The sequence below is a fragment of the Paenibacillus sp. FSL W8-0426 genome (genome assembly GCF_037969725.1).
GTDB classification, from domain to species: domain Bacteria; phylum Bacillota; class Bacilli; order Paenibacillales; family Paenibacillaceae; genus Paenibacillus; species Paenibacillus hubeiensis.
The window spans coordinates 1,355,895-1,368,264 of sequence record NZ_CP150203.1 but is presented as its reverse complement, the minus strand read 5'-3'; the positions used below and the strand labels follow the sequence as shown (position 1 = coordinate 1,368,264).

Annotated in this window: 13 protein-coding genes; 1 reads left to right on the top strand and 12 read right to left on the bottom strand. The window is 44.5% G+C overall.

The features are described 5' to 3' along the window. Positions 1–25 precede the first annotated feature (25 nt). From MKY59_RS06145 to MKY59_RS06090, 12 genes are all read right to left on the bottom strand, one after another. Positions 26–1,171, bottom strand: a complete 1,146-nt coding sequence (locus MKY59_RS06145) for a glycosyltransferase family 4 protein (protein WP_339276583.1) — start codon at positions 1,169–1,171, stop codon at positions 26–28. A gap of 37 nt (positions 1,172–1,208) precedes the next feature. Next, positions 1,209–2,291, bottom strand: a complete 1,083-nt coding sequence (locus tag MKY59_RS06140) for a glycosyltransferase family 1 protein (RefSeq protein WP_339276581.1) — start codon at positions 2,289–2,291, stop codon at positions 1,209–1,211. Further along, positions 2,284–3,453, bottom strand: a complete 1,170-nt coding sequence (locus MKY59_RS06135; RefSeq protein WP_339276579.1) for a glycosyltransferase — start codon at positions 3,451–3,453, stop codon at positions 2,284–2,286. Before MKY59_RS06135 ends, MKY59_RS06140 begins: the two co-directional genes overlap by 8 nt. A gap of 17 nt (positions 3,454–3,470) precedes the next feature. Further along, positions 3,471–4,757, bottom strand: coding sequence for a hypothetical protein (locus MKY59_RS06130; RefSeq protein ID WP_339276577.1), 1,287 nt, complete (start codon positions 4,755–4,757; stop codon positions 3,471–3,473). A gap of 8 nt (positions 4,758–4,765) precedes the next feature. Then, positions 4,766–5,959 carry a glycosyltransferase family 4 protein gene (locus MKY59_RS06125; RefSeq protein WP_339276575.1) on the bottom strand — a complete coding sequence of 398 codons (1,194 nt, stop codon included), beginning with the start codon at positions 5,957–5,959 and terminating at the stop codon, positions 4,766–4,768. 4 nt (positions 5,960–5,963) lie between these two features. Further along, positions 5,964–6,926 carry a UDP-glucuronic acid decarboxylase family protein gene (locus MKY59_RS06120; protein ID WP_236415235.1) on the bottom strand — a complete coding sequence of 321 codons (963 nt, stop codon included), beginning with the start codon at positions 6,924–6,926 and terminating at the stop codon, positions 5,964–5,966. Between the two features lie 25 nt (positions 6,927–6,951). Beyond that, positions 6,952–7,620, bottom strand: coding sequence for a sugar transferase (locus MKY59_RS06115; protein WP_339276574.1), 669 nt, complete (start codon positions 7,618–7,620; stop codon positions 6,952–6,954). Continuing rightward, positions 7,617–8,528: a UTP--glucose-1-phosphate uridylyltransferase GalU gene (galU, locus tag MKY59_RS06110; RefSeq protein WP_339276573.1), complete on the bottom strand. Its 912-nt coding sequence runs from the start codon at positions 8,526–8,528 to the stop codon at positions 7,617–7,619. Before galU ends, MKY59_RS06115 begins: the two co-directional genes overlap by 4 nt. A 231-nt stretch (positions 8,529–8,759) precedes the next feature. Continuing rightward, on the bottom strand, positions 8,760–9,434 hold the full coding sequence (locus MKY59_RS06105) for a CpsD/CapB family tyrosine-protein kinase (RefSeq protein ID WP_236415238.1): 675 nt from the start codon (positions 9,432–9,434) through the stop codon (positions 8,760–8,762). Then, positions 9,415–10,167: a Wzz/FepE/Etk N-terminal domain-containing protein gene (locus MKY59_RS06100; RefSeq protein WP_236415239.1), complete on the bottom strand. Its 753-nt coding sequence runs from the start codon at positions 10,165–10,167 to the stop codon at positions 9,415–9,417. Before MKY59_RS06100 ends, MKY59_RS06105 begins: the two co-directional genes overlap by 20 nt. A 58-nt stretch (positions 10,168–10,225) precedes the next feature. Beyond that, on the bottom strand, positions 10,226–10,978 hold the full coding sequence (locus MKY59_RS06095; RefSeq protein ID WP_236415240.1) for a CpsB/CapC family capsule biosynthesis tyrosine phosphatase: 753 nt from the start codon (positions 10,976–10,978) through the stop codon (positions 10,226–10,228). A 149-nt stretch (positions 10,979–11,127) separates the two neighbouring features. Then, a complete protein-coding gene (locus tag MKY59_RS06090) occupies positions 11,128–11,562 on the bottom strand; it encodes a hypothetical protein (RefSeq protein ID WP_339276571.1) in 435 nt (144 codons plus the stop codon). A 389-nt stretch (positions 11,563–11,951) separates the two neighbouring features. Here MKY59_RS06090 and MKY59_RS06085 point away from each other — a divergent pair, with 389 nt between their 5' ends. Next, positions 11,952–12,320: a helix-turn-helix transcriptional regulator gene (locus MKY59_RS06085; RefSeq protein WP_236415243.1), complete on the top strand. Its 369-nt coding sequence runs from the start codon at positions 11,952–11,954 to the stop codon at positions 12,318–12,320. Positions 12,321–12,370: the final 50 nt, after the last annotated feature.

Here is a 12,370-nt window from a genome sequence, read left to right as displayed (position 1 = left end):
CCCCGAAATTTGCAATATTTTGCGTTTAAGCCAATTGCCTTAGCAGCTGGCCTCGATGCGACCAGAGGCAATGATTGATAACCCAATCATATCCGTTATCCCCAAGCGTCCTTGCAAGATCTTCATCCATCACCAATTGTTCGATTCGATCCGCAATTTCCTTTTCATTCAAAGGATCAACCAGATAACCGGTAACAGAGTCCCTGACAGCGTCCGGAATCCCTCCGCTATTGCCGCCAATGACCGGCAACCGGTAATAGTTAGCCTCCAGAAACACAATGCCAAACCCCTCAACGTCACCCTTTTCCTTAATATCACGACTGGGCATGATAAACAGATCGGAACATTGGTATAATTGACGAAGCTCATGGTCAGGGATCCCCCCTGTAAAAACAACAACATCCTCCAGTTCGTATTGCTGGACCAAACGTTCCAGTTCACTACGGTAAGGTCCTTCCCCACAGATAACGTACTTCAGATCCGGAATTCGCTTCACGACTTGACGAACGGCACGAAGCGTAATGTCGTGACCTTTACGTTCAACCAATCTGGAAACGGTAATCATGACCTTGTTATCCTGCAGACCATACTTACTCCTGACGTTTACCTCGTGGCCAACGGCTCCCTTCAGCTTCCCAATATTCAAGCCTGGCGGAATAATCACAATCTGTTCTTCTCTGATGCCTAGCTCCACAAGTCTAGAGCGTGTATATTGACTGTTGGCAATAACCTTGTCGGAACGCCGCAATATAGTCATCAACAGAGGAAAAAACCTGCTGCCGCGCATTCCCATAACGTCCAGACCATGAACGTAAGTGAAGTACTTTACACCAAAACAGGTTTTCATAATTGGACCAGCAATTCCTACCGGAAACACATTAATGAAATGAATTTCATTCGTTTTTTTGCGCCATCTTAGCAGGATTAACTGTATCAATAAGATCAGCTGGGATATAAGCAAGAGCACCTTATTCGAATTCCAGAAAATGCGCTTGCGGATAATCTCGAATCCTTCACTTTGGTCAAACTGGCTTGATTGTGCCGAATCCTTTATTTTATTGGTCAGAACCGTGGTCTCTTCCGCAGGCATCTGTGAAATAAGCCCGTAAGCATAATCGTGAATTCCGCCTTTTTCAGGAGGAAAATCAATCGCTACAAATACTTTGTTCATATTCGTCATCTCCCTCGAAAGAACGCAGCCAACCTGCTCATACCGCATTCATGATAATGTTGACGGTATCTTTGGCGCATTTGTTCCAAGTAAAGAACGCCGAATGCTCCCTGCCCTTATCGGACAATCTTTGACCTAGTTCCGAGTTTGATGTAACCTCGATCAAACGTGCGGCAGCCTCCTTAGGATCAAGGGGATTAAAATATAATCCAGCATCGCCGCATATCTCAGGAATGGAAGCGCGGGAAGATACAACGACGGGACATCCGAGCGCCATTGCTTCGAGCGGGGGCAAACCAAAGCCTTCGTACAGCGAAGGGAAAATAAAACCGGCAGCATGCTCGTATAAAGCAAGTAATTCTTCATCGGATACATACCCCAGCCAATGTACGGAATCGAAATGAGGCGTATCTTGCTCTCCGAACACTCTGCTATTTTTAGACCCTACAATAACAACCTTTAAATCATGGCCTTCAAGTTCAGGCACTACATCAAAAATCATTTTAAAATTTTTATTGGGATTCATTGCGCACACCGCTAAAATATACGGACTGTGTAATTGATATTTCTCTATAATTCCATGTGCCGCCTGTATACGATGGATGTGATCAATCCCCAAATAAGTCACTGCAATCTTCTCCTCCTCTATTTTGCAATTGAGGATCAATTCTTTTTTGGAGAAATGAGATACCGTAATTATTTTCTTTGAGGACTTCCCCAAACGTGCCAACAAAAATTTGTACCAATTACGAAAGGCAAAGGAAAAACCTTCCGGGGAGCTAAATACGGCAGCATCATGAATGGTGACGATTTGGTTTTTTTTGAAAGCAGGCCCCGTATTACACATATTGATCAGCATTCCCCCTCTTGAATAGAAAGGAAGTTCGAACTGTTCCCACAGGTGACCTTTCAATTTACCGACAACTCTATGACTGATATGTTTAAGTTCAAGTTTCGTTATTACGTTGTTAGGTGACAAAAGATGAAATTGATATTGCTTTGAGTCAATAGCGCCTTGGTCAATCAACCTATCAATTTCTTTCACGAGCTCTATGGCATACCTCTGTACCCCTGTAACGGTCTGGGTCAAGAATCGGGCATTCATATATATTTTAATCATGCACTTCTCCCATTCTCTCCGAAAATTTCGCATGCTTCGTTGTAGGAGCCGGAATTTTACCCCGCATATTGGATACTTCATAATAAATGTTTACTATTTCTTCATTCATTCTTACAGAACTGAATTTTTCTTTGTAAATCTCATAACCTTTGTTTCCCATTTCCGCCAAAGTGGTTTTGTCCAATTGCATCAGCAAATCGGGCAGCTCGTCGGACTGATCTATATCAAAGACGTAACCATTCATTCCATGTGTTATCAATTCCGGCAATGCTCCACGATTGCTGACGATCACGGGTTTTTTATTCTTCATCGCCTCCACAGCCGTCAAACCAAATCCCTCCCATCGGGAAGGCATAATAACCGCATCACACTTCTGGTAATATTCATCGATTTCCTCGTGATTCACCCACCCTATTTGAATGACATTATCCGAAAAATGTAAATGATGATCATCTTCTAGTACAGGCTCACCTACTACGCTTAATGTAATCCGCTGCTGTAAATGCTGATGCTGTTGGAATACATCCAACAGGATGTCCAACCCTTTGGCCCAATCGTAACGACCTACGAATAAAAGCTGAATGCTTGAAGATTCTTCTGATGACCGATATTCCGAATGTCGATGATCGAGTGACACATTCCTCTGTCTCTCGCTAATTCCGCTGTAGACTAATTTAGATTTGAAAGGGGACATCCCAAATCGAATGGACTGTTCCAATTCACGTTTCGAGACATTAATGATACAGTCGGTTTTGAACTCGAGGATCTTCTCGATCATGAAATAAACTTTTTTAAGCCACTGCTTGGTGTCCATTAGAAAGGACCAGCCGTGTGAGCAGTAAATCACGCTAGCTTTGCGCCGAGTAATAAAAAACAAACCTCTTACAAGCATGCCTGCAAACGAACTGTGGACATGGATAATGTCCGGTTGAATTCTTTGTATGTTTTGGTAGATCTGTTTCATGGCAGAGAAGAAAAATTTAGGATGACGCTTATAGGTATACCGACAAATGCGTTCGGGTTCTAAATCGAAATCAGAAGCCGAGTTATAGTCACTTAAAAGTAAATGAACATCAAAATAATTTCGTTGATAAGCGACAACTTCGTTCATGTATGTCGCCACTCCACCAACAACATATTCGCCGATATGCAAAATCTTCAACTTTGCTCACCCATTCTTTATGGTATTTCCTCTGTTTTCCGATGCTGGTACAAGGCTGCACCTACAAATAACCAAAGAAAGACGTTTGAAGGAAACATCTCAAGTACATTCGTTGTAACACTTGCTGCTGCTACACCTACAACAAGTCCGATCGCGGTTTGCGGTAACTTCATGCGATCAGTCACAGGCAGCTGCTTCATTCGCTTTATGAGACTGTGCATTATCCACAAAAATAAGATTGATATATACATGACCCCAATCAATCCTATTTGCTCATAAAAAGAGAAGAATTGGCTATCCACGGCATAATCTCTGGATTGTAGACCAATCATATTCATTCGGCGACTGGCAGCTCCCACGGCGCCAATGCCGTTCCCAATCATCCCGTGCATCGTGAAGGGCGAGGTTAAACCATATCCCCAGTTCTGAAAACGGTCCAGCATAGACGTAACTGACAATAAGTTGTAATTGTTCAAAACTTGTACCCCAAGCACAGTTGCCGCCGGAAGCAGGAAAAACACGCTGGACAACAACAACAAGTTGCGTTTGTTGTACTGACGCATATGGAGGAGGAACATGACAATCTGATACACTCCCCATAAGACCAACGCAGAACGAATGGTAGACATAAACAAAAAACTAATCGTAAGCAGCTGAATCGATAGGCGAATTATTCGATAGTTTCTTGCCAAACGGACTTTCTCGGCAATTAGTCCTGAAATCAACAAGGCATAAGCATATCCGTCTGGTGAATAGGTGATCGAGGGTAGACGCGGTACTCCCTCAAAATAATTTTTTATATTTACGCCATAGACGAATCCAAGCGAGATCAGCTTCTCTATTCCAAGCGAATATTGAATAAGCCAGCCTATAATGAGAAGGACCAGGATGAACAAATTTGTTCTAGCGAACAACTCCACAGCATTGAATTTAGCGATTAACATGCCAATGAATACCATCATCATCGGCAAAAAGGTAATCTTGAATCCATAAATCAGCGCAACGAAACTTCCTCCAAGCAACAAATTCAATGAACCTAAGAAAAATATAGATCCTAGCAAAAATAGAAAGGGTACGATAAATGTTCTTTGCTCGTGATACACTTTGCTTAAAGCATAAATGGCCAACAAGGACATTCCCACATCTTTGAGAGAACGAACAATGATATTGTCGACATATATAGAAATTAGTCCATAACATGCCAAGTATACTAACAAAGCATGGATTGAAAGCTTCAACAGCGAATGCTTAGGTTCAACCAAAGATATCCCATATACGGGTCTTCCCATCTCTATAGATGCCATCTATATGTTTAACCCCCATGTCTGATCAGCTTATCGTAAATATTCACATGGTTAGAGAGAAGATAAGATTCATTGAAGGTCTGGCTGTGGTCATAGCAACGTTCTTTTATTTTTTCTTTCTGCTCCTCACTCAAATGAAAATATCGCAAAATGGACTGCTTGATCGCCTCTGAGCTTTGGCGATCAAACGAAAAATCGTCCGCATCCAGCAAAATTTCCACCATTCCTCCGACACGCGATGCATACACCGGTGTCCCTACTTGATAGGATTCAATGACCACTCTTCCAAATGGCTCCCCCCAAATCGAAGGGACAATGACAAGGTCCATCGCTGCCATCTGTCTGGCAATCTCCGTTTTGGCAATTTTCCCTTCAAATTTGATGCGATTATCCGAGGCTGCGGATTGTTGTAAGGAAGAAAGCAGAGGACCTTCGCCAAAAATATGCAGTTGACCTGCAATATCTGGCCCAAGCTCCTTGAATGCCTCAATCAGATACTGAACGCCCTTCACTTCGGTAAGTTGGCCAAAATACCCGATATGGAGCGGGCCATTAACGTTCACTTTTTTCTGTTCGTATAGCTCTGCCGCATCTGCATCATTTTCTACAATGTTGTGTACGACATGTTTGCTGGAGCCCTCGAAAAATCCAAGTCCGGTGTGAGTCCCAAGAATATGGCCGGAAATGCCAATGACGGACGAGATCGTTTGACTGGATTTTCGTGAAAAGACTCTATAGATCTTGGAATAAACCGAAATACCAATCGGTTCGATCAAAGAGTAATCCCGAAGCGTATGTACAACCGGAATATTCAGCTCACGGGCAGCTCTCCAGATCGCCAAGCTAATACCTGGTAGATTTTGCGTATGGACCAGATCGGGCCTTTCGCGGACAAGAATCTCTTTAATGTGCCGATATTGCCTCAGGTTGAATATATCCTGAATGCGCCACATGACTTTACTTGCCACCGATGATTGCCTCTCGATATCTCCAACCCAGTACTGATTGTTATAAGGCAAACGGAATACATCGATTCCATTCACACGGTCGAGTTGGACCTTTCTGTCGTTATGCCGGCCAACGGTCACGACTTGAACTTCATATCGACGACGCAACGTCTGTGCCAGGATTTGGGTGGACACCTCAGCCCCCCCAATGATGTTCGGCGGATAGAGGCTGTGGGCAATTAATACTTTGGCCATAGGATCAGGTCGTCCCCAGCAGCATGGAACGATAATGTTCGATCATGCGACCGAGCCCCTCTTCCAGACCGATTTTCGGCTCCCAATCCAGCAATTTTTTGGCTTTGTCAATGACCGGTCTTCTGACTTTGGGATCATCCTGAGGCAAAGGCATATATACGATATGGCTCTCCGACTGTGTAAGCCGCTTAACGAGGTGAGCCACTTCAAGCACGCTGTATTCGGATGGGTTACCGATGTTTACAATTTCCCCTTCTGCCTGATCCGATGCCATCAATTTTTGCAATCCCTGGATGTTATCGTCCACATAGCAGAATGACCGGGTCTGCGAACCATCCCCATATACGGTAATATCTCGACCAGTCAGCGCTTGGGTCACAAAATTCGAAATTACCCGACCATCGTCGTTGCGCAACCCCGCAGAATACGTATTAAAAATGCGAGCTACCCTCACGGCTACCTGATGCTTCGTATAATATTCGTAACAGAGCACTTCACCTAAACGTTTGGACTCATCGTAACAAGCTCGTGGTCCCCATGTGTTCACGTAACCACGATAGCTTTCAGGCTGCGGATGCACTTCCGGATCACCATAAGCTTCACTTGTGCTGGAGTAGAGGAACCGTGCACCTTTGAGGCGAGCAAGCTCCAGCATATGATACGTCCCTTGTGTGTTGACCCAAATTGTACCCAAAGAATCGGCTTGATAAAATTTGGGCGAAGCTGGTGATGCAAGATGGTAGATTTCATCCAGCGGCTCATCGTCTAGAAAACTCAACGACGCAGGAACGGTAACATCCGCTTCGACAAAAGAAAAGAGGGGGCTTTCCGCCACCTCTTGTAAATTGGATATAACGCCGGTGGACAGATTATCCAATCCGGTAACACGATGGCCTTGCCCAACCAGAGATTTGACGAGATGTGAACCCAAGAACCCGGCTGCGCCCGTCACAACGATATGTTTCAATCCGATCACGCTCCATTATAATAGGTCAAAACGTATTGCTTTTAATCATGACACGTAGGGTTTGAATGATAATTTTGATGTCCATGCTCAAGGAAATATTCGAAATATAATGGAAATCATACTGCAGATTGTGGTGAATTGGCTCTTTGCGCGCTTCACTGACCTGCCACAAGCCGGTTATTCCCGGTTTCACAATAAACCGTCTGCGTTCCAGCTCGGTGTACTCTTGCTCAACAATCGTTTTTATCTCCGGCCTCGGCCCGATAAAACTCATTTCTCCTTTAAGAATATTCAACAGCTGCGGCAATTCATCCAGACTCGTCTTGCGAAGGATTCTGCCGATTCGGGTTATCCGCGGGTCTAGACTGCTTGTAGGAGAAACACTGTATTTGGGTGCATCCGTATACATGGTTCTGAATTTATAAATGCTGAACTTCGTACCATTCTTTCCATAGCGATCCTGGCGAAATAGAACGGGTCCTCGAGAATCGAGTTTGATCATAATAGCTACAAGGATCATCACAGGTGAAACGGCGAGCAACAGTACGGCTGCTACCATGACATCGATAAACGGTTTCCAGAAATCCGCATAACCTCCAACTCGCCGGGAACAAGTCTGATCCAGGACTGCTGCAGTTCCCTCTTGCACGGCAGCTTCACGGTTTACTACATATTCCGGTCCTGAGAGGTTCACAGACTATCCCCTCCACCCACAAGCATACGATGTTTCAAATGCTCTCTCATCAAGATATCTTCAATGGCGGTTAGTACGGGCGCACGAAGTTCTGCATTGTTCAGTGCGAAATCAAGCGTGGTCAGAATGTAACCAAGCTTCTCTCCCACATCGTAACGAGTTCCTTCAAAATCATAGGCATATAAGCCCCTATCATCATTCAACTTTTGTAGTGCATCTGTTAATTGGATTTCTCCCCCAGCGCCGATATGCTGCGCTTCCAGATACCGAAATACATCCGGCGTCAAAATGTAACGGCCCATAATGGCCAGATTGGAGGGAGCCGAGCCCAGAGGTGGCTTCTCCACCATGCTGCTAACCGAGGACAATCGGCCTTCCGTATGCAAAGGATCAATGATACCATAACGGTATGTTTCGCTTGGACTCACCGTTTTCACACCCAGAACCGCTTGTTGAACCTCCTCATACTGCTGGATCAACTGTCTGGTGCAAGGTACGTCAGAAACAACAATATCATCGCCAAGCAGTACGGCAAACGGTTCATTACCAATAAAGTTCCGCGCACACCAGACGGCATGCCCGAGACCTAGAGGCTCCTTTTGTCGTATGTAATGAATATCAACGTTAGAGGATTTTTTGACCTCTTCAAGCAAGGAGTGTTTCCCTTTTTCCAGCAAATTCTGCTCCAGCTCGAACGCACTGTCAAAATGATCCTCAATGGCACGTTTGCCTTTACCTGTCACAATGATAATATCCTCGATCCCTGAAGCAATGGCTTCCTCTACAATGTATTGAATGGTTGGCTTGTCTACGATAGGGAGCATTTCTTTAGGCATCGCCTTCGTGGCAGGCAAAAATCGGGTTCCCAAACCCGCCGCAGGAATGATTGCTTTCCTAACTCTACTCATAAAAACCACCCTATCCTCTAATATTTTTATGAAACTAGATTTCATAACAACATAAAAGATGATTATTTGATTGGGCATTTAACCCTACCTCACATCACACCCTCGACGATGAACGTCTAAGGTACACTACCCACAGTGTGACCGAGTGTCTACCTTGATAGAGGTATAGTAGACATGACCTTGGAAATGTTAATAACGACGATTGAATGGACTGTCAGACGACACTACCTTTTAAGCATCCTCGCCATACTGTCCCTTGGATAGCTGAACGTTGTTCAGCGCCGCTCCAAGTATACGTGCATTAACATGTTCCAGATGAGCTTTAGCCTTTTTGACGAGATCTTTCTTGACTTTGCCCGCACTCACTACAAGAATGACTCCATCCACCAAGGAACTGATAATCAGTGCATCTGATACGGCTAACACAGGAGGTGTATCAAATAGGATAACGTCATACTCTTCCTTCAAATCTTCGAGCAACGCGAGCATTTTTCGCGATCCGATCATTTCCGAAGGATTAGGAGGAATTGGACCAGATGTAAGCACATGCAGTCCTTCAACACCGGTCTCCCTCAGAACCTCCGTGATTTGGTATTGACTCGACAATACACTCGTCAGGCCAATATGGTTCGGCACATTAAACATTCGATGCACTGCCGGCTTCCGCAGATCGGTATCCATAAGTAACACTTTCTTCCCTACTTGCGCATAGGCTACGGCCAAATTCCCAATCGTTGTTGTCTTGCCCTCGCCCGATATCGCGGAAGCAATCATAATCGTTCTGATCTGGCTGTCGATGGACGAAAATTGAATATTCGTCCGCAGTTTACGATATGCCTCCGACGAGTTGGATTGCGGGTTAGCCATCGTAATGAGGCCGCCTTTATCATTGGTTTGCCGTGGCATACTGACCGTCACCTACTTTCTTTGGATGTGCCGAATTTAGCTTAGATGCACGTGCTTCCTCTTTTCTAATCTTGGAGATCACGGCAAGGGCCGGGATACCAAGCTCCTTCTCCAGCTCATCTTCCGTTTTAATCGTGTCATCCAAATATTCCAATAAAATCACAAAACCTACAGCAAGCAAGAGACCAACAAAAAAGCTGACCATAATATTCATCGTTGGATTGAAATTAATAGGTTTGGACACTTCTGTCGGTTTGGCCTCGCTTAGAATTGTCACATTGTCGACCTTCATAATAGTAGGGATTTGTTTTTGAAATACCTTCGCGACGGCATTCGCTGTTTTAGCGGCTTTTTCGTAGGACACTCCAAGGGCGGTCAAGTTCATCACTTGAGACTCGTTTGCGGTAGATACCTTGATGTTACGAAGCAGTTGATTCGCGTCTAAACCAAGATCGGGGTATGTAGTAACCACTTTATCGAGGATGGCTGAAGATTTAATGATTTCCATGTATGAACTAATCACCTTTATATTCGTCTGAATCGAAGAAATATCGAGACTAGGCACTCCATCCGTATTGTACGCCTGATTCACGATTAATTTGGTGTTCGCTTCATATATAGGAGTAGTAAAGAAATAACTTTTCACCCCAGCTCCTACGCAGGCAACCAACACAAATGTGACAATGATCCAGATTCGTTTACGCAAAATCTTCATGTACTCTTTAAGTTCCACGCCATTTCCTCCATTCAAATCTGCTTTTTAATTCACCTGATGGCCTTGCCGCTGGTTGTCAAAACAGGAACCTTCGTCTTCGGGTTAACTTTTCGCCCTTCACTCTTCTGTTCCACCATAATGAACCTGCATTATCCTGCAAAACTTGAACGAATCTGTGCCCAAACTTACGTTCAATTAGTGCATAAGCCTCTCGCAATGCAAACGTCCTCACTTGAATGTCATGAGCATCCGATGAAATGAAATGAAATCCGTTTTCTTTGCAAAAATGAAAACACCATTTCTGAACTTTCCGCCCGAAAAGCCCCGTGAACGATTGGGATGTAAGCTGGCATAATCCACCTTGCCTCAAATACTCTGCTAACAATTTCGGCTTGCGCAGCAAAACGCGATTTCTTTCCGGATGAGCAAGAATCGGAACAATGCCCGCCATTTTGAGTTCATATAAAATGTCGGACAACTTCGGGGGAATGTGGTCAAAGGGCAATTCCAGCAGCATGTAACGGCTTCCGGCCAGCGTGCAGCATCTTCCGGCGTACAGGTCATCGATCAGGTTGTCATGTACCCTGATCTCTTGTCCGGGGCGAATCTCCAGGTGAATATTACGCTCTCCCAGCTCTTCCTGAAGCAGTTTCACTGCCTGATTGACCACAATCGGGTCATTATTATAATGCCCGTTCAAGTGATGCGGAGTGGCAATAATGGAGGTAATTCCGGAGACTGCCGCCTTCTCGGCCATAGCGACGGATTGTTCCACATGGAAGGGACCATCATCCAGACCGAATAAAATGTGGCAGTGTATTTCAACCATAACCAAACTTCCTCAATGTATGCTCCTCCTCGCCCCGTATTTCTTGCGCAATTGTTTTGGTGTTAAAGAACTAATGCATAACGACATAAAATATAGTAAAATGGCGTTAAGTAATGCTTGTTTAGAAAATGTTTAGATTGCCTTCGACTTTATATGGTAAAATCGATGTAATGGATGTTTTTCGCAGTAATCGGGGGTTGCGGCGATTTTTCATACGGATCTCGCGGAACAACCGGAAACTGCACATCTCGAAGCATGTTGTTTAACTGTCCTGTTATATATAGTGCTTGCTCTTGCTGAATATGCAGCTTTGAATGATACAATATCAGCTCTCCAAACGGCTGCTTCCATTGAAGTACGGCTTGAAGCCGCAAGCACGCATGATGATCTTCCACGTCCAATCCGATCACCATTTCCGGTGAGATGGGCAGGTCTAGATCGCTAAGGAACGTGAGCTCCTTGGTATCCATGCCGAGCAGCATAACTGGACGCCGCTTTCGTTCTACCTGTTTGCCTTGAAACGCGTGAATGTACATATGAACGTTTAGTTCCAATTTGGCCCACTCGCTTAACATTGGTTCCATGTTTTCATTCCTTTAAAGGATGGGATAGCCCGCAATATGACGCATCTTGCCGGATGTATATTGTGCAGGCAGCTTGGTTACACTTAAATTATTCCAAATGATACATTTCGTAACTCTATAGGTTCAATTTACGATACAATAAGTATCATGTCAAGCGGTATTTGGACATGGTTCTTTTGATATACGACAATATGAGATGTCCTTAGACAGAACTATATTTGGTCAGAATCCATGGGAAGATATTACTTTTTCGAACTGGGCCCGGGATAAATATTGGCTTGATCGGAATGCCGGATCTTGTTCGACGTATTGCAGATAGCTGCCCTGATCAAAATAATGGCTTGGGATCGTTGAAAATTATTTGACTTGGCGTTCAGGGGGATAAGCTTATGAATTACGGAAATCGCATTGCTGAATTAAGGGAACAGCGGGGACTTACTCAAGAAGAACTTGCGAGCTCCATTCATATCACCAGAGCTGCTCTCTCTCACTATGAAAAGAATCGTCGCAAACCCGATTTTGAAGTCTTAACCAAACTTGCCGATATCTTTGGGGTATCTATCGATTATCTCGTTGGCCGCACGCAACACACGGATGTGGTGATGGACGAAGATGTGCGGGAATTCGTGGACTCCCTTGAATTATCGGACAAGGAAGTGCTGGATCGTTTCGATTTAATGATCGACGGTAAACCTCTTACCGAAGAAGAGGCCCGTCGCTTTATTGCTTTTGTCCGGATGGAACGCAGCATGAAATGAGGAACAAATAAAAAGACCCAGTCCGATGAAGATGATCTTTTTCGGTACCT